At 65.7% G+C, this 18,405-nt stretch carries 12 protein-coding genes and 4 tRNA genes; 6 read left to right on the forward strand and 10 right to left on the reverse strand.

Annotated features, from left to right (window positions below):
- Positions 1-411 precede the first annotated feature (411 nt).
- A complete protein-coding gene (locus JW897_RS16845; protein WP_205467001.1) occupies positions 412-1,110 on the forward strand; it encodes a winged helix-turn-helix domain-containing protein in 699 nt (232 codons plus the stop codon).
- A complete protein-coding gene (locus JW897_RS16850) occupies positions 1,086-1,553 on the forward strand; it encodes a hypothetical protein (protein WP_048413244.1) in 468 nt (155 codons plus the stop codon). The genes JW897_RS16845 and JW897_RS16850 overlap by 25 nt, the downstream gene beginning before the upstream one ends.
- 178 nt (positions 1,554-1,731) lie before the next feature.
- On the opposite strand, the gene JW897_RS16855 is transcribed toward JW897_RS16850, so the two are convergent.
- The 5 genes from JW897_RS16855 to JW897_RS16875 all read right to left on the reverse strand — a co-directional run bounded on the left by JW897_RS16855 (position 1,732) and on the right by JW897_RS16875 (position 9,391).
- Entirely contained in the window at positions 1,732-3,360 is a 1,629-nt protein-coding gene (locus JW897_RS16855) for a lactate permease LctP family transporter (protein WP_205467048.1), read from the reverse strand.
- 241 nt (positions 3,361-3,601) lie between these two features.
- A complete protein-coding gene (locus JW897_RS16860; protein WP_240352253.1) occupies positions 3,602-6,490 on the reverse strand; it encodes an FAD-binding and (Fe-S)-binding domain-containing protein in 2,889 nt (962 codons plus the stop codon).
- Complete coding sequence (locus tag JW897_RS16865) at positions 6,487-7,950, reverse strand: LutB/LldF family L-lactate oxidation iron-sulfur protein (protein ID WP_205467002.1); 1,464 nt, start codon at positions 7,948-7,950, stop codon at positions 6,487-6,489. Before JW897_RS16865 ends, JW897_RS16860 begins: the two co-directional genes overlap by 4 nt.
- The gene (locus tag JW897_RS16870; protein ID WP_205467003.1) at positions 7,947-8,654 is read right to left on the reverse strand and encodes a LutC/YkgG family protein; all 708 of its coding nucleotides are present in this window, start codon (positions 8,652-8,654) and stop codon (positions 7,947-7,949) included. Before JW897_RS16870 ends, JW897_RS16865 begins: the two co-directional genes overlap by 4 nt.
- Positions 8,651-9,391, reverse strand: coding sequence for a (Fe-S)-binding protein (locus JW897_RS16875; protein ID WP_205467004.1), 741 nt, complete (start codon positions 9,389-9,391; stop codon positions 8,651-8,653). Before JW897_RS16875 ends, JW897_RS16870 begins: the two co-directional genes overlap by 4 nt.
- Before the next feature lie 163 nt (positions 9,392-9,554).
- Between JW897_RS16875 and JW897_RS16880 the strand changes: the two genes are divergently transcribed.
- Entirely contained in the window at positions 9,555-10,319 is a 765-nt protein-coding gene (locus JW897_RS16880; protein WP_048415802.1) for an FCD domain-containing protein, read from the forward strand.
- A gap of 448 nt (positions 10,320-10,767) precedes the next feature.
- On the opposite strand, the gene JW897_RS16885 is transcribed toward JW897_RS16880, so the two are convergent.
- Positions 10,768-11,112 carry an H-NS histone family protein gene (locus JW897_RS16885; RefSeq protein ID WP_053077513.1) on the reverse strand — a complete coding sequence of 115 codons (345 nt, stop codon included), beginning with the start codon at positions 11,110-11,112 and terminating at the stop codon, positions 10,768-10,770.
- Positions 11,113-11,575: 463 nt separating this feature from the next.
- Here JW897_RS16885 and JW897_RS16890 point away from each other — a divergent pair.
- The 3 genes from JW897_RS16890 to JW897_RS16900 all read left to right on the forward strand — a co-directional run bounded on the left by JW897_RS16890 (position 11,576) and on the right by JW897_RS16900 (position 11,818).
- Positions 11,576-11,651 (forward strand) — tRNA-Ala (locus JW897_RS16890).
- A gap of 7 nt (positions 11,652-11,658) precedes the next feature.
- Positions 11,659-11,734: transfer RNA gene (locus JW897_RS16895), tRNA-Glu, on the forward strand.
- An 8-nt stretch (positions 11,735-11,742) separates the two neighbouring features.
- Positions 11,743-11,818, forward strand: a tRNA-Ala gene (locus tag JW897_RS16900).
- Positions 11,819-11,872: 54 nt separating this feature from the next.
- Here JW897_RS16900 and JW897_RS16905 read toward each other — a convergent pair.
- From JW897_RS16905 to JW897_RS16920, 4 genes are all read right to left on the reverse strand, one after another.
- Entirely contained in the window at positions 11,873-13,480 is a 1,608-nt protein-coding gene (locus tag JW897_RS16905) for a diguanylate cyclase domain-containing protein (RefSeq protein ID WP_205467005.1), read from the reverse strand.
- Positions 13,477-14,919 carry a PAS domain S-box protein gene (locus JW897_RS16910; protein ID WP_205467006.1) on the reverse strand — a complete coding sequence of 481 codons (1,443 nt, stop codon included), beginning with the start codon at positions 14,917-14,919 and terminating at the stop codon, positions 13,477-13,479. Before JW897_RS16910 ends, JW897_RS16905 begins: the two co-directional genes overlap by 4 nt.
- A 248-nt stretch (positions 14,920-15,167) precedes the next feature.
- Positions 15,168-15,243: transfer RNA gene (locus tag JW897_RS16915), tRNA-Asn, on the reverse strand.
- Between the two features lie 95 nt (positions 15,244-15,338).
- Positions 15,339-18,317: an Rne/Rng family ribonuclease gene (locus JW897_RS16920; protein ID WP_205467007.1), complete on the reverse strand. Its 2,979-nt coding sequence runs from the start codon at positions 18,315-18,317 to the stop codon at positions 15,339-15,341.
- Positions 18,318-18,405: the final 88 nt, after the last annotated feature.

Here is an 18,405-nt window from a genome sequence, read left to right on the forward strand (position 1 = left end):
GGTTTTCGTTGCGAACAGGCCACGCCTAATACGCCGAACTCCCCGGCGCCGCCATCCCGGCGGCAATGCCCTACAGGCCTGAGTTCCAGCTGATTTCACCACCCGCGCGCGCAAGCGCTCCGCACGGCGAGCGCGGCCATCCTCTTGAAAAGAAGCGGATTCTGTTGGAAAATATTTGACGTCAAATCAAGAGCGCCCCCGGCGCTCTTGTCATTTCCGCTTACCTTTCGGCTCCCCCGCGACACCACTTGGCAAGGCCAGCTTGGCAGTTGGGTGCTGCCGCCTATAATCGATTTAGAGCAAATTACCTATGGGGTAATTTAAAATATCGCCGACCCCGCATTGGCCGTAATATCAAATGCCTGACGGCAGTCCAATACCGGCCGCAGCGTGGACAGAAAGATTATAAAAATGAGATTCCATATTGAAGACAAAGTCGTCTTCGACCCTGACGAAGGCAGCCTGCTGCCCGGGGATCAAGACAAGATCATCCTGAAATACAATGAAGCGCTGCTGCTCAAGCTCTTGCTCTCCGGACTGTTCGAAAAAAACGAGTTGATTGAAAACGTATGGGGGAAAACCATAGTCACCGACTCCAGCTATCACAAGCTGGTGTTCGATCTGCGCGCGCAGCTTGAGAAAAGCGGGCTGGATCCCAAGATCATCAAGACCATTCCAAGGCGCGGCTGCCAATTCGTCGGCGCCTTCATCCCGCTGGAGCCGCAGGCGGACGCCGACGACCCGCCTGCCCCGCCGCAGGCCGTGCCGTCCGAAGCCGGAGGCGTCAGCGCGCCCAAGCGACGCAAGGCGCGCTGGCGACTGCCGGCCCGCATCGATCGCCGCCAGGCGCTGGCCGCGCTGGCGATCACCGCCGCCGGCCTGCTGCTGGGCTGGCACGCCTCCTGGTGGATTCCGCAGATGAACATTCATAAAATGCGCGACGGCGCGCGCAGCCTGTTCGTGGTGGGCAATGTCTATCGCGACGCGCCCAAGCTGCCGGAAAGCGGCGGCGACGCCTTCTACATCAAGAGCGGCAAGTGCACGGCGAGCTATCTGTGCGACAAGAAATACGGGAGCGATCTCAATTGCAAAAACAAAATCGTTTTCTGATCGCTCTCGGACTGTTCCTGATCGCGCTCTATCTGGGCTATGCCGGCCACAACTACATCATGGACAGCCGAACCATTTGCACCGCCCGCATCTCCGAACTGAAATTCCCGCGCAACAGCGGGGAAACGGCGATCACCAGCGGCTTCATCGATCTGGACATGAAGAACGAGACCATCCACTTCTTCCTGCACTCGCCCTCCGGCGACTACATCAACCGCCTGCTGCAGTTCAACACCAGCTACGGCTGGAACGGCGAGGCCAACGCGGTCACCATCGTCAAAAAAACCAAGTCCCCGTCCGAATACGGCAGCCTGGCCAGCGAATACCACATCTTCGACATCGGCACCCGCCACCTGATCAATATGGTGCCGGTCACCAACCACGTCACCCAGGTCAATTTCGACTCGATCAGCTTCTTCTGCGAAAACCAGGAAATCCTGTGAGCCCGGCCCGGCGCATTCCCGCCGCCGGGCCTTGAGCAAGTCCCCCCTGCCTCGCCAGCCAGAGCAAGACAAGGCCTTGCGGCGGAAAAAGCGAAATGCTCATGCCGTGCATGAGCATTTCGCCGTGGCGCTCGCCGCGCCGCGTCTCGCGGAGCGCAGCGGATCGCGAAACAGCGGCTCAGAAATACGCCATCGCGTAGGTCATCGCCCCCACCAGGCTGCAGAAAATCAGGCTGTGCTTGAGGGTGAAGCGGAACAGATCCGCCTCCTTGCCCACCAGCCCCACCGCCGCGCAGGCCACGGCGATGGATTGCGGCGAAATCATCTTGCCGGTGACGCCGCCGGTGGTGTTGGCCGCCACCAGCAGGATGTCCGACACGCCCAGCTGATGCGCGGTGGACGCCTGCAGCGCCGAGAACAAGGCGTTGGACGAGGTGTCGGAGCCGGTAAGGAACACTCCCAGCCAGCCCAGGAAGGGCGAGAAGAAGGGAAAGGCCTTGCCGGTATTGGCCAGGCACAGCGCCAGCGTGCTGGACATGCCGGAATAATTGGCGACGAAGGCGAAGGCCAGCACCATGCCGATGGACAGGATGGGCCGCTTCAACTCCGCCAGGGTTTCGCCGAAGGCGGCGACGGCCTGCGCCGGCCGGAAGCGCAGCAGCAGGATGGACAGCAAGGCCGCGACGAAAATGGCGGTGCCCACCGCCGACAGCAGGTCCAGCTTGTACAAGGCCTCGTAAGGCTTGTCCGCGACCACGATGGGCGCGGTCTTGATCACCAGGCTGTCCAGATGCGGCACGTGGAACTTCAGCACCCAGTGCTCCAGCGCGCCGCCCTTGGCGAACAAGGCCTTGAACGGCTTCAGGCTCCACAGCGTCACCAGCGCGGTCAGGATCAGGAACGGCCCCCAGGCGCGGGCGATCCGGCCCAGGCCGAAGCCGGAGGCCTGGCGCGGGCTGGGCGCGCGGCGGCCGGCGAAGGTGAAGATCTCGCGCGGCTGCCACACTTTCAGGAACAGGGTCAGGCACACCAGGCTGACCAGCGCCGAGGTGATGTCCGGCAGCTCCGGCCCAATGTAATTGGAGGTGAAATACTGGGTGACGGCGAAGGAGCCGCCGGCCACCAGCACCGCCGGCCAGGTCTGGCGCACGCCTTTGAGACCGTCCATCATCATCACCAGCCAGAACGGCACCAAGACCGACAGAAAGGGCAATTGGTGACCGGCCTTGGCGCCGATGGCGAAGGGATCCAGCCCGGTGACCTGGCCGGCGACGATGATGGGGATGCCCATCGCGCCGAATGCCACCGGCGCGGTATTGGCGATCAGGCACAGGCCGGCCGCGTACAGCGGATTGAAGCCCAGGCCCACCAGCAGCGCGGCGGTGATGGCCACCGGCGCGCCGAAGCCGGCGGCGCCCTCCAGAAAAGCGCCGAAGGAGAAGCCGACCAGCAGCATCTGCAGGCGTTGATCCTCGGTCACCGACAGCACCGAGGCGCGGATGATGTCGAACTGCCCGGTCTTGACGGTGATCTTGTACAGAAACACCGCGGCGACGATGATCCAGGCGATGGGCCACAGGCCGTAGGCGAAGCCGAAGCCGGCGGCCGCCAGCGCCATGTCCACAGGCATGCCGTAGAACAGCGTGGCCACCAGCAAGGCCAGCAGCACGGTCAGGCTGCCGGCGACGTGGCCCTTGAGCCGGAACACCGCCAGCGCCAGGAAAAAGAAAATAATCGGCAGCGCCGCCATCAGCGCCGACAGCGCCATGCCGCCGGACGGAAAGTAGTTTTGGGTCCAGATCATGATGTCTCCTCTGTAGTCTCTCCTTCTTCTTGCGCGCACGGACATCCGCGCGGCGGCGGAGCAGCCGCGGCCGTGTGGACGAAATACGCGCAGGGAAGGATGTTTACGGGCGTTTCAACTCGGCGCCGGCCGCCCTCCCGGACGGCGGCGCCATCAATGCGGCCTTCATAGCGGGCCGCTTTTAGAACCTGTTTACGATCTGCTACGCGTCGGCGATACCGCGTTGAAAACGTCTTCGAAATGCTCATGTACCATCTGTACATTCCGCTTTCTCAGCCGTTTTCGCCTCGTCTCGCCTTAGCTCGCTAGATCGTAAACACGCTCCAGGGGTGGTGCAAAAATCCAGCAGCGCCTCGATGCTGCGGTACTCGAAACCGGCGTGTTCGCTCAGACCGATCTGGCAGGTGCGGCTCATCGACACGCCGTGGCGGCAGCCGGGGGGCAAGGCCGGCGGCAGCCGCCGCAAGCTGTGCGCGTTCAGTTCCGGCACGGTGAAGCCCTTGTCGCCGGCGAAACCGCAGCAGGCGATATCCGGCGTCGTCAGCCGCTCGGCGCAGCTTCCGGCCAGCCGCTTGAGCGCGTCCGCCGCGCCCATCTCGGCGGCGCTGCAGGGAATGTGCAGCGCCAGTTGCTCCAGCTTGCGCGTCACCGTCAGCCGCGGCGCGACAAAGGCGTCCAGGAAACGCGCCGCGTCGAACAGGCGCAGCCGCGCGTCCAGCCGGCCTTGGCGCTGGGCGGACAGGATGCGCGCCGCGCACGGACCGTTGTCCAGATACACCGGATGGCGGCCGTCGTCGCTGGCGGCCAGCAAGGCCCGGTTCAGCGCGTTCTGGCTGATGTCCAGCGCTTCCGCGGCGTTGGCCGAGGCGAAGGGCTGGCCGCAGCACAGTCCGTTCTGGCCGGGCGGATAGCGGGGGCTGAAGCCGGCGCGGCGCAGCAGCGCCAAGGCGGACGCGGCGGCGTTGCCGCCGTCGGCGTCCGCGGCCAGCGCGCGGTTGACGCAGCTGAGGAAGAGCACCACCGGCTCGCCGTCGCCGCCGGCGGCGGGCAGACGGCCGGCCGGCCGCGGCAGCTGCACGGGCAGCAAGGGAATCACCTTGCGGCGGCGACGCAGCCGCAGGCTGATGCGGTGCAGCCGCTCCGGACCGAACAAGTGCGCCAGCGCCAGGCCGGCGCGGACGGCTGCCGCGGCGGCGCCGATGTGGCGGGCGGCGAAGCGCGCGGCGCGCGGCCTTGGCGACGGGCCTTGCAGCCGCTTCATCAGCTCGCCGGTATTGATGCCCACCGGGCAGCGCGTCGCGCACATGCCGGTGGCGGCGCAGGTGTCGATGGCGCGGTAGCGGAAATCGGCGCGCAGCGCGGCCAGCTCTTCCTCTGCGCCGCCGTCGCGGCTCAGTTGCCGGATGCGGCGCCAGGCGACAATGCGCTGGCGCGGGCTCAGAGTCAGCCCGTGCGACGGGCAGGCCGCCTCGCAGAAGCCGCATTCGATGCAGCGGTCGACGAGGGGATCGGCCGCCGGCAAGGGCTTGAGGTTTTCCAGATGCAGCCGCTCGTTGTCGGTGATGATCACACCGGGATTGAGCAGGCCGTCCGGATCGAACAAGGCCTTGATGCGGCGCATCAGATTCCAGGCGGCGTCGCCCCACTCCTGCCGCACAAAGGGCGCGACATTGCGGCCGGTGCCGTGCTCGGCTTTCAGCGAGCCGTCGTATTCGCCGGCCACCAGCGCGCTGACGTCCTGCATGAAGGCGTCGTAGCGCGCCACCTCGCGCTCGTTGTCGAAGCTGGGCGCGAACACGAAATGCAGATTGCCGTCCAAGGCGTGGCCGAACAACAGCGCCTCGTGGTAGCCGTGGCGGTCGAACAAGGCGGTCAGCCTGGCCACGCCGTCGGCCAGCAGCGGAATCGGAAAAGCCACGTCCTCGATCACCACGGTGCTGCCCAGCGGCCGCACCGCGCCCACCGCCGGGAACAAGCCCTTGCGCAAGGCCCAGTAGCTGTCGCACACCGCGGCCTCGCGGCTGAAGCCGCTGGACAAGCGCGGCGCGAAGCCGGCCAGCAGGCTATCGATGGCCGCGCAGTGATGCACCAGTTCCGCCTCCGAGCCGGCGCGCGCCTCGATCAGCAAGCAGGCCTCGTCCGGGCCGAACGGCCGCGCCAGGAAGTCCGGCAGCCCCGGCTTGCCGTGCAAGGCGCGCAGGCTGCGGCTGTCTATCAACTCCACCGCCGCCACGCCGTGGGCGTCCGCGGCCGCGCTCAGCGCCGACACCGCGCGGCAACAGGGCTCCAGCGCGTCGAACAACAACAGCGCCGACGCCTTGTGCGGATGCTCGACCACGCTGTGAAAGGTGATTTCGCTGATAAAGCCCAGCGTGCCCTCGGAGCCGATCAGCAAATGGCTGAGCATGTCCACCGGGTCGTCGAAATCCAGCAAGGCGTTGATGCCGTAGCCGGTGGTGTTCTTCAGCCGGTATTTGCGGCGCACGCGCTCGGCCAGCGCCGCGTCGGCGCGCAGCTCGGCGGCCAGGCCGGACAAGCCGGCCAACAGCGCGGCGTGGGACTGGCGAAAGGCCGCCACGCTGGCGGCGTCGCCGGTGTCCAGCACGGCGCCGTCCAGCAACAACAGGCGCATCGCCGCCAAGGTGTGATAGCTGTTGTCGCGGGTGCCACAGCACATGCCGCTGGAGTTGTTGGCGGCGATGCCGCCGATCTTGGCGCTGTTGATCGACGCCGGATCCGGGCCTATCTTGCGGCCGTAAGGCGCCAGCAAGGCGTTGGCGTGGCTGCCTATCATCGCCGGCCCCAGCCGGACGCGCGCGCCGTCGTCCAGCGCCTGGCCGTGATTGAAGCCGTCGCCCAGCAGGACCAGCACCGAATCGCTGACCGCCTGGCCGGACAAGCTGGTGCCGGCTGCGCGGAAGGTGAGCGCCACCTGGTGGCGGCGCGCCAGCGCCAGGATGGCGGCCACTTCCGCCTCGCTGTCTACGCGGGCGACGATTTGCGGCCGTAGCCGGTAGAAACTGGCGTCGGTGCCGTAGGCCAGCGTGGACAGCGGGTCGGTGTAAATGCGCGCCGCCGGCATCGCAGCCAGCAAATCCCGATGAAAAGCCTGATGCGCCGGACTCATGCTCATGCCGGCTCCCCGCCGTCGCGGCGCGCTTCGCGCTCGCGCACCAGTTCGTGCAGGGTCTTGGGCGCCGGCGTCAGCGGCGCGTGGTTCTGGGTCCAACCCAATTGGCCGCCAAGCGCGAGCTTGCGCAACCGGGTGGCGCCCCAGCCGAACCAGCGGTACAGCCGCGGCGAGGCGTGGACCTGGCGCCAGCCCTTCCAGGCCAGCCGCTCCGCCGCGCTCGCCGCCGCGCCCTGGCCGCGCAAGGGATGGCTGACCGCCTCGCCGGCCGGGCGCTGGCTTTCCTCGCGCAGCCGCATCAGCATCTCGGGAATCGGGATCTTCACCGGGCAGACTTCGCCGCAGGCGCCGCACAGGCTGGAGGCGGTGGGCAGGTCGCGGGTGTTTTCCAGGCCCAGCAGGTGCGGCGAGATGATCTCGCCTATCGGCCCCGGATAGGTGGTGCCGTAAGCGTGGCCGCCGATGCGGGCGTAGACCGGGCAATGGTTCATGCAGGCGCCGCAGCGTATGCATTGCAGGGTCTTGCGCAATTGCGCGTCGGCGTAAGCCTGGCTGCGGCCGTTGTCCAGCAGCACCAGGTGCACTTCGCGCGGGCCGTCTTTTTCGCCGGCGCGGCGCGGGCCGCTGATCATATTGAAATAAGTGGTGATGGGCTGGCCGATGGCGGAACGGGTCAGCAGGCTGTACAGGGGCGGCACGTCGGCCAGCTTCTCCACCACTTTCTCGATGCCGGTGATCGCGATGTGCAGGTCCGGCACCGTGGTGCACATGCGGCCGTTGCCCTCGTTCTCCACCAGGCACAGCGTGCCGGTTTCCGCCACCGCGAAGTTGACGCCGGACAGGCCGACGTCGGCGTCCAGATAATGTCGGCGCAGCGCGCCTCGGCCGATCTGGATCAACTCGTCCACGTCCTCGGTGTAGGGCGTGTCCGGCAGCTTGTCGTGGAACAGCCGCGCGATGTCGGCCTTGGTCTTGTGGATCGCCGGCATGATGATGTGGGTGGGCTTCTCCCCGGCCAGCTGCACGATGTACTCGCCCATATCGCTTTCCACCGCGGTGACGCCGCGCGCTTCCAGATAGTGGTTGAGTTCGATCTCCTCGCTGACCATGGACTTGCCCTTGACCATCAGCCGGCCGGCGCGCGCCGCCACCAGGCCGTGGATGATGCGGTTGGCCTCGTCCGCGGTCTCGGCCCAATGCACTTGCACGCCGTTGGCGCTCAGCCGCGCCTCCAGTTGCTCCAGCAAATCCGGCAGCCGCGACAGGCAACGCTGACGGATGGCCTCCCCCAGCGCGCGCAAGGCCTCCAGCTCCGCCGGATCGTCGAAGGCCGACAGCCGTTTGGCCATCAGGAAGTCCATCGCCCCGCGCAGGCTGTGGCGCAGCTCGCCGTCGGCCAGCGCCGCGCGCGCCTGCTGCTTGAATTGGCGCGACGGGTAGAGTTCGATCTTGTGCTCGCTCATGGCCGCTCCTCCTCCGCCTGCTCCAGCTGCGCCGGGTCGATGTGCTCGGGCAGCTGCGCCAGCACCAGCAGTTCGCGCGGCCCATGCGCGCCGTAGGCCAGCGTCAGCTGGATGTCGGCGGTCTTGGACGGGCCGGAAATCAGCAAGGCGTTGGTGGGCATGTCGTCCCGCCAGTTCTCGCAGCGCATCGCGCTGTAGAAGTCGGGGTAGAGCGTGGCGGTGTCGAACAGCACGATGTGCAACGGCGGCACCAGGCTCATGGTTCGCGGTTCCCGCGCGTCCGGCCACAACACCAGGGTGCCGGTGGCGGCGATGCCGCAGCGCGCCGCGGTGAACGCGGCCTCGATCTCGAACAGCTCGGCCTTCCAGTCGTCGACGGCGCGGTCGAAGAAACGCAGCGCCGGCGGCGTGGGCAAGCCTTGCAGCGCCGCCTCGGCGCGGCGGCCGTGGGCGGTGTCGGACAGCAGCAGGGAGGCCGGCCGCCGCTGCGCGATCCACACCGCCAGCCGGGTGTGCCAGTCGTCGGCGCGCACCCACAGCACCTCGGTCTTCACCGCCCGCATCGCCTGCGCCCAGCTGCGCAAGGCGGCCAGGCTGTGCTGCGGCGGCGCGAAGCGCCGGTAGTGCGCGTCCAGCTCCGGCCGCGGCAATTCCTCGCGCGGCGCGGCGCGCAGCTTGGCCAGGATGGCGTCGCGGGCGCTCATGCCTTGCCTCCCACGCGCTCCAGCAGAAAACTGGCCAGGTGCCGGCCTTGGAATGCCCTGCCCTCCTTGGCCAGCTTGCCGTTGATATTGAGCAGACAGCCGCCGTCGGCGGTGATGAACTCCACCGCGCCGCTGTCCCGCAGCGCGGCGGCCTTGTCCGTCACCATCGCCCCGGCGATGTCCGGATGCTTGATCGAAAACGTGCCGCCAAAACCGCAGCACTCGGACTCATGATCGTGCGTCACCCGCTCGACGTTGGCCAGCCGTTCCAGCAAGGCCCAACAGGACAGATGCACATTCATCTCGCGGCGGGCGGAACAGGAGGTGTGCACCGCCACCTTCACCTTCGGCCCCTGATCTTGCGGCCGCCAGTCCAGATGGTTGAGCAGGAAATCGCTGAACTCCACCACCCGCGCGGCCACCGCGCAGGCGCGCGCCTCGTCCGGCTGACCGGCGAACAGCCTGGGCCAATGGTGCTTGATCATGCCGCCGCAGGAGCCGGATGGCACCACGATGGGCCAGTCCTCGGCAAAACAGTCCAGCTGCGCCCGCGCCACCGCCAGCGCTTCCGCCGGATGGCCGCTGGTATAGGCCGGCTGGCCGCAGCAGCTCTGTTGCTGCGGAAAGTGCACGCGCAAGCCCAGCCCTTCCAGCAAGGCGATGGCGTCCACGCCGGCCTGCGGCAAAAACAGGTCGAGCAGACAGGTGCCGAACAGATAGACGTTGGCAGGCTTCATCCGGTTTCCTTTGTAAATTGGTAAGACCAATTATTTTTATTAAAACCACTCTAGAGTGATTGCTTGAATCCGTCAATATGACGGCGCGGATTCCAGCTTAGCCTGTGGTAAGCTGCACTCACTCTGGTCTGACCACTTTCGCCCAACGAACAAGCCCGGCGCCATGGCCTATCCCAAACTGAACATCCCCAAACTCTCCGACGTCATCGTCGAACAACTGGAAAAGCGCATCCTGGACGGCGTGCTCAAACCGGGCGACCGCCTGCCGCCGGAACGGCAGCTGGCCGAGGAATTCGGCGTGTCCCGCCCCTCGCTGCGCGAGGCGATCCAGCAACTGGCGTCGCGCGGCCTGCTCAGCAGCCGTCAAGGCGGCGGCACCTGGGTGACGGACCGCTTGGAAACCGCGTTTTCCGACCCCTGGGAAAAGCTGCTGAACCAACATCAGGATTTGCACGGCGACTTGCTGGAATTTCGGCGGGTATTGGAAGGCGCGGCGGCGCGCGGCGCGGCCAGCCGGGCCACGCCGGCCGATCTGCAGCGGCTGGAACATTGCGTGGGGCAGTTGCAGATCGCCTACGACAGCGGCGACCTGGCCCAGCAGGCCCAGGCCGACGTGCGCTTTCACCAGGCGGTGGCGGAGGCCTCGCACAATGTCCTGTTCGCCCACCTGAGCGGCAGCCTGCTGGCCATGCTGCACCGGCACGTCAAGGACAATATCGCCGATCTGTTCGCGGCGGGAGAGGTGGCGGACGCGCTGCGCGCGCAGCATCAGGCCATCTGGGAAGCCATCCGCGACCAGCGGCCGGACGCCGCGCAGCACGCGGTGGAACAACATCTGGACTTTGTCGCCACCACTTTGCAAAGCAGGCGACGGCAAGCGGAACGCGATGCGCGGGCGCGCATGCGTCTGGAACATCTGGACCCTTGAACGACGCGCGCCGGCAAGGGAATGAAACAGCGCAATGCAACAGCCGGGCCCTGACGGCGCGCTCCGAAGCCGGAGCGGCGCTAAGACCCGCTAACAAAACCCCTGATCCTGCGTTGCGCCTCCTTGTCGTACTACTTGTACTGCCTGCGTCGGCGCGCCTTGGCTCAGGTACGCTGTGCGGTTTTGTTAGCGGCTCTAAGAACCTGTTTACGATCTGCTGCGCTGCGGCGATACAGCGTTGAAACCCGCTTCGAAATGCTCATGTACCACGCGTACATTCCGCTTTCTCAGCGGTTTTCGCCTTGTCTCGCTCTTGCTCACGAGATCGTAAACACGTTCTAAGTGCGGCTAACAAACTCCTGATGCCGCGTTGCGCCGACTTGTCGCGCTCAATTACCGCCCGCGTCGGCGCCTCGCCTCAGGCGTGAAACTGACAATGTCAGCCACTCTAAATCTGCCCCAGCTTCTTCTGACTCTTGATCACAAAACGCTCGCGGTCCTCCCCCCTGGCCTCCGCCTCCACCAGCCACACCGGCGGCCGTCCGCGGCCGGACCAGGTCTGGTGCGGCATCGCCGGGTTCTGGTACTTGGGCGTCACGCCGTTCTTGGCGTACAGCTTGGGCAGAATCAGGCCGTAAGCCATCGCCAAGCGCTCGATTTCCTCTATCCCCTTTTGCTGGCGCAATTGGACGCGATCAGTCAAAGTGTTCAGCAAAAAAACCGCCGCCTCCTTCAAAGCCTGGTCCGAACAGGAATCCAGCAAGTCCTCGTTGATCAGCACTTTTTTATTCATACACGCCTCCTAAGCTTCGCCGGGCCTTTGTTGCCGTTCAAGCTCCGGCCAACCGTCGCCCCGCCGTCTCATGTCTACGCCATTCGTCATTAGCCGCCGATTTAAACCGCGCTTTAACGCCGTCCGGCATTAATTCTTTACGCTAATACTGGGCACGAACTGTTTTTCCATGAATATTCTATCTCCGTCACCCCAATGGCTTGGAATAGGAAAAAACTGATTTTTCCCAGAAAATCACGCCTTTGCGCGCCGGCGGCGCGACGCGGCAAAATCGCGCGCCGCCCCCTTCAAGCCAACGGCATGAAAAGCCCGCCTCTCCCCTCCTCCGGCTCTTTTCCCCCGCCGCCGCGCCCAGGAGAAAATATTTTGAAAAAAGCCTTGCACAGCCTGAAAAGCCTAGGTATAGTTCGCTTCCTGTCGAGACCGACCGGGCGCAAGAGCCGGGAAGGATAAGGCAACCCGTGGGGGTATAGCTCAGCTGGGAGAGCGCTTGCATGGCATGCAAGAGGTCAGCGGTTCGATCCCGCTTATCTCCACCACAATTCAGTCCCCATCGTCTAGAGGCCTAGGACATCGCCCTTTCACGGCGGTAACCGGGGTTCGAATCCCCGTGGGGACGCCAGCAATACCGGGGGTATAGCTCAGCTGGGAGAGCGCTTGCATGGCATGCAAGAGGTCAGCGGTTCGATCCCGCTTATCTCCACCAAATATAAAAGCCGAAATCGAAAGATTTCGGCTTTTATTCTTTTCGGCTCAAATATTATTCAGCAGCCATCCTGAACTCGTTTTTCCCCGCCCGCTTGGCCTCGTACATCGCCCGGTCCGCCGCGTGCAGCAAACCGCCCAGATCCCCGCCGTTTTCCGGAAAGAAAGCCACGCCGATGCTGGCGGACACCGCGCACTCGCCGCCGGCCAAGGCCACCGGCTGCGCCAGCACGGTCAATAGCCGCCGCACCATCACGCCGCAGGACTCCGCCCGGTCCAAGCCCGGCGCCACCACCAGGAACTCGTCCCCGCCCAGCCTCACCACCAGGTCCTCGCCGCGCACGTGCTGACGCAGACGTTCGGCCATCGCCACCAGCAGCGAGTCGCCGGCTTCGTGCCCCCAGCCGTCGTTCACCGCCTTGAAACCGTCCAGATCGATGAACAACAGCGCGATGCATTCATTGCGGCGCTTGGCCCTGACAATCTCCTTGTCCAGCTCTACCTGCAGAAAATGGCGATTGCCCAGACCGGTCAGCTGATCGTGGTAGGCCAGGAAATGAATATGCGCCTCCGCCGCGCGGATCGCCGAAATATCCGAGATGGCCAGCACATAGTGACCGACCCTGCCCTCGGCGTCGCGCACCACCGAGGCATGCTGCCAGCAGGGAAAGGTTTCGCTCCGGCGGCGGCACATCACCTCGCCCTGCCAGAAACGCCGCTCACCCTCCAACCGACGGTAAAAACCCTCCCCATGCGGCTCCACATGCAGGCAATCGTCCGGATCGCTTCCCAGCGCCTCTTCGGCGCTCAAACCCGTCAAACGGTAAAAGGACTCGTTCGCCGACACGATGCGGCGCTGGTGATCCAGCACCAGAATGCCTTCCGCGCTGGCCTGAAACACCACGCTGGCCTGCCGCAGACTGGCCTCGTTCAAATGCGCCTCGGTCACGTCCCGCGCCACCCCCACCCAACGCGCCGGCTCGCCCGCGGCGGCAAAATTGCGCCCGCAGAGCTCAACCCACTTCTCCGCGCCCTCCTCGCCAATCTTCACCGTGCGCTGCAAGACCCTCTCGGACCCCAACGCCCGCGCCAGCTCAGCCGCCACGGCCTCCGCCATGCCCGGCAAGCCAGCCTGACCGCCCTCGGCGGCGGCGAATGGAAACGCGTCCAGAAACTCTTGCTCCCACGTCATCCCGCCGCGCTGACCGCTCCACTCCCACACCCCCAGCCGGGCCGCCTCCACCGCCATGCGCAAGCGGCGGCGCTGACGCTGCTCCTCCACCTCCGCCCTGCGCCGCGCCAAGCCCATGCGCACCGAGGCGTTCAGTTCGCGCAACTGGTAAGGCTTCAGCAAATAGCCGTAAGGCGCGCTGCCTTCCGCGTTGCGCAACATATCGTCCTCGGCGTAGGCGGTCAGAAAAATGGACGGAATCTGGAAACGCTCGCGTATCACGCGCGCCGCCTCGGTGCCCGGCACATCCCCGTCCAGATGAATGTCCATCAGCACCAGATCCGGCCTGTCCGCCCCCGCCCGCCTCACCGCGTCGTCCGCATTGGCGCAGACGCCCAATACCCGGTAACCCAGGGATTCGAGGCTGGTCTGCAAGTCCAGCGCCACCACCCCTTCGTCCTCGACGATCAACAAACCGTTGTCCATATTCATTCCGCGCTCTCCGGCTCATCGCTGAACGCGATCTCCACGCAAGCCCCGCCCGCCTCGGGCCGCAACAAGCGGGCCTCCCCCTTCAATTGCCCCACCAAGGTGGGCACCAGGCGAAAACCCAGCGAACTGACCTCGCCCAGCTTCACTGAATCGGGGATGCCGACGCCGTCGTCCGACACCAGAATCCGGCAGCGCCCCCCATCGTCCCGCTCCAGCGCCACCTCCACCGTGCCGCGCCGACCGGGAAACGCGTGCTTGAGCGCATTGGTCACCAACTCGTTGACCAACAGGCCACAGGGAATCGCCCGCTGCATGCCCAGATACACCGCGGCGTCCATGCCGCGGCAACGCAAGCGCACCCCGCCCTCCGACACGCTGCCGCTCAGCAACTGGGTCAGCCGCTCCAGATAGAGCCCCACGTGAATCCGGGAAAAATCGCCGTGCTCGTACAAGAGCTGATGGATCAACGCCATCGCGCGCACATGATTCTGACACTCGGTCAGCACCGCCACCGCCTCCGGCGGCGCCGAGCGCGTTTGCAGATTGAGCAGGCTGGAAATGACTTGCAGATTGTTCTTGACCCGGTGATGCACCTCGTTGAGCAAGGCGGTCTTCTCCTTCAGCGCCAGCTCCAGACTGGCCTGCGCCGCCTTGCGCGCGCTGATGTCGGTAATGGTGGCCAGCACCTGCAACTCCCCGCCGTCCCACACCGGAGTCAGGCCGATTTCGGCGGGAAACTCGCCGCCGTCGCGCCTCACCCCGAAAATCTCCTGCTGGCGCGCCATTTCCCGCGCCTCCGGGCGGCGCATGTAATTTTCGATCAGCCGCCCATGGCCGTCGCGAAAGCGCTCCGGCACCAGGCTGGAAATCATCACCCCCTCCATGCCCACGCCCAGATAGTCGAACATCGCCTCCGCCCGATGATTCGCCATCAGGATGCGCCCGCCCTGGTCTATCATCACCAAGCCGTCCAGGGCGGAATCCACCACCATGCGCAAGCGCGCCTCGCCCTCGCCGCGCAGGCGCTCGGCGCGCCGCTCCGCCGCCACGTCCCGGACCACGGCCACCACCCCCACCACCTCGCCCGCCGGCGCGCGGTACGGCAGATAGCTGATCTGCCACTCCCTGAGCGCCGCCCTGTCGCCGGGCCCCACCTTGGAGTTGACGCACACATCGAGCACCGGCTCGCCGCTCTCCATCACCCGCCTCACCAGCGACTCCAAGTAGTCGCCGATCTGCGGCAGCGTCTCCGCCACGCCCCGCCCCAGATGGGCGGAACGCGACAGGCCGTTGGCCTCGGCCAAAAGCTGGTTGAGCAATCGATAACGCATCTGGCCGTCGATCAGCGCCAGCCCCACCGGAACCGCCTCCAGCACATCGGACAGCACCTGTTCGGCGCAATCCAGCGCACCGCCTTCGCCCTTCAGGGATCCAGCCACCCGGCCTCCTCACGCCACCCCCAGCCGACGCGCGGCGCAACCGGAAACGGCCGCACTCAAGCGCGCAAACGAGGCAGTCAACTTGTTACCCGCTTGTGTTATATGACATATGGAATGGGAAGCAAACTGTTAAAATTGCTTAGCGCAAGCCATTGGGACAGGCGCGCCGGGCGGCGCGAAACGGAAAGGAAGCCGCGACGGACGCGCGGAAACGCAAAAAGGCCACGCGATGCGTGGCCTTTGAATTCTGGCTCCCCGAGCAGGGCTCGAACCTGCGACCTGCGGATTAACAGTCCGTCGCTCTACCAACTGAGCTATCAGGGAATATCTCTTGCGAGAGAGGAGTATATTAACCAACCAGCTGAGCGGCGTCAATACCCGGAGCGCAAAATGCCTGCGCCCCGGGCCTCAGACCGCGCTCAAGGATTGCGGGTTTCCACCTGCACCAGGTCCGACGGAGCCGCCTCTTGCTGAGACTGACGGGTCACGTCGCGACGACGCGGTCCGCTCGGCAACACCGGCTCCTGCGCAGCGGGCGCCTCGACCACCGACTTGGTGGACACCATGACCAAGCCGCCCAGGCTTGCAGGTTCCGCCGCGGCGACGGCGCGGGTCTCGATCACGGCCGGCGCCGGAACTTCCGGCTCGGCTTGATCAAGCTGCTCCGGCTCGCTTTGCGCGACCAGGACTTCCGGCTCCGGCGCAAGCGCCGGCTCCGCAGCGGCGAACGCCTCGACGGCCTCCACCACGGCAGCCACTTCCACCGCCGGAGCGATCTCGACCACCTCGGCCGCCTCGACCACCTCAGACGGCTGCGCGACCTCGACGACCGGAGCCGCCTCGACTACCGGCAATTCAGGATCAAGCGCCGGCACCGCCACTTCCGCCTCAAACGCTTCCCGCACCGGCTGCGCAACTTCAAGCGCCACGGACTCAACAACCGCGACGGACTCTTCGCGCTGCTCGGCCGCCGGGGCTTCAATCGCCTCGGCCGGAACCGGCTCGGCCGCCGCCTCGACAACGGCTTCCACCGCTACCGCGCCGGCAAGCACCGCGGCCGCAACCGGCGCCGCTTCCGCCGCCGACAGAGCCGCGCCCTCTTCCTGAGGCGCCGCGGCCGGATCGTCGCGACGACGATCGCGACGGCTGCGGCGGCGACGGCGCTCATTGCGCTCTTGCTGCTCGGCGTCGCCTTCTGCGCGAACCTCGTCGGCCACCGGCTTGTTCAGCTCCAAAGCCTGCTCTTCCGCCTGCGGCGCCTGACGACGACGCGGCTCCTGCTGCGGACGCTCCTGCTTTTCCAGCTTTTCCGGACGCTCCTGCGGCGCTTCCTCGCGCGCCGGCTGCTGACGCTGCGCGTCCTTCAGCTCGCGCGGCTCGCGGCCTTCACGACCTTCGCGGCCGTTTTCGCGCTCGCGACGGCGGCCGTTGCGCGGCTGCTCGCCCCGCTCCTGGCGCTCTTCGCGTTGCGGCTGCTCCTTGCGCTCCGGACGCTCCTGGCGTTCCTGACGCTCGCCGTCCTGGCGCTCGCCGCGTTCGGCGCGCTCCGGACGGCGCGGCTTCTCGTCGGAACCCTGACGACGCTGCTCGTGTTCGCGACGCGCTTGACCGCCCGGACGGCGATCGCCGTTGCGCTGGCGGTTGCCGCGTTGCTGCGACTGGGCCGCCGGCTTTTTCTTCTCGGCCGGCTGGGCCGCTTGTTCCGGCTCGGCGAACAGGCTCTTGATCCAGGAACCCAGCTTGCCGAACAGACCCGGCTCGGGTTCGGCCGCCTTGGCCGCCACCGACGGCGCCGGCTGCTGCGGAGTAATGCCTTTGACCGCGGCTTCCTGACGCTCCAGCTTCGGCTTTTCATGGCCAAAGTTGGTGATCACGTCTTCTTCCTGCACTTCCACCCGCTTGTAGCTCGGCGCTTCGCCGGCGTCGGCCAGGTCGTCGTGGCGCACGCGCACGATCTTGTAATGCGGGGTTTCCAGATGGATGTTCGGGATCAGCACCACGTCCACGTCCAGACGCTCTTCGATCGAATGGATTTCGGAACGCTTTTCGTTGAGCAGGAAGGTGGCCACGTCCACCGGCACCTGCGCGTGAACCGCGCCGGTGTTTTCCTTCATCGCCTCTTCCTGGATGATGCGCAGGATGTGCAGCGCGGAGGACTCGGTGCCGCGGATGAAGCCGATGCCGTGACAGCGCGGGCAGGTCTCGTGGCTGGTCTCGCCCAGGCTGGGCTGCAGACGCTGACGCGACAGTTCCAGCAGGCCGAAACGGGACAACTTGCCCATCTGCACGCGAGCGCGGTCGTGCTTGAGCACGTCGCGCAGGCGGTTTTCCACGTCGCGCTGGTTCTTGGCGCTTTCCATGTCGATGAAGTCGATCACCACCAGGCCGCCCAGGTCGCGCAAGCGCAGCTGGCGAGCGATTTCCTCGGCCGCCTCCAGGTTGGTCTTGACCGCGGTGTCTTCGATGTCGGCGCCCTTGGTGGCGCGCGCGGAGTTGACGTCGATGGACACCAGCGCTTCGGTGTGGTCGATCACGATGGCGCCGCCGGACGGCAGCTGCACGCTGCGCGCGAAGGCGGTTTCGATCTGGTGCTCGATCTGGAAGCGGGAGAACAGCGGCACGTGATCCTTGTACAGCTTCACGCGCGACAGCATGTTCGGCATCACGTGGCTCATGAACTGGCGAGCCTGGTCGTAGATTTCCTCGGTGTCGATCAGCACTTCGCCGATGTCCGGATGGAAATAGTCGCGGATGGCGCGGATCACCAGGCTGCCTTCCTGCAGAATCAGGAACGGCGCGTTCTGAGCGCCGGCCGCGCCTTCAATCGCGCGCCACAGCTGCATCAGGTAACCCAGGTCCCACTGCAGTTCTTCCAGGTTGCGGCCGATGCCGGCGGTGCGGGCGATCAGGCTCATGCCGTGCGGCACTTCCAGCTGCGACAGCAGATCCTTCAGCTCCTGACGCTCCTCGCCCTCGATGCGGCGCGATACGCCGCCGCCGCGCGGGTTGTTGGGCATCAGCACCAGGTAACGACCGGCCAGGCTGATATAGGTGGTCAGCGCCGCGCCTTTGTTGCCGCGCTCGTCCTTCTCCACCTGCACGATGACTTCCATGCCTTCGCGCAGCACGTCCTGAATGCGCGGACGGCCGCCGTCATAGCCCTGGAAATAAGAGCGGGACACCTCTTTGAACGGCAGGAAGCCGTGGCGTTCGGTGCCGTAATCGACGAAACAAGCCTCAAGGGAAGGCTCGATACGGGTGATCACACCCTTATAGATATTCCCCTTGCGCTGTTCCTTGCCTACTGTCTCGATATCGAGGTCGACGAGCTTCTGCCCGTCGACAATGGCAACGCGCAGCTCTTCAGCCTGCGTTGCGTTAAACAACATGCGTTTCATTTACATTCCTTGCGCGGCACTCACGCAAGGGATGCAGCCAGTATTTGACGGCCCAGTGACTATTGATGGGCGCTTTCCGAAAGAAGTG

It is taken from the genome of Chromobacterium alkanivorans (assembly GCF_016937655.1).
Lineage (GTDB): Bacteria > Pseudomonadota > Gammaproteobacteria > Burkholderiales > Chromobacteriaceae > Chromobacterium > Chromobacterium alkanivorans.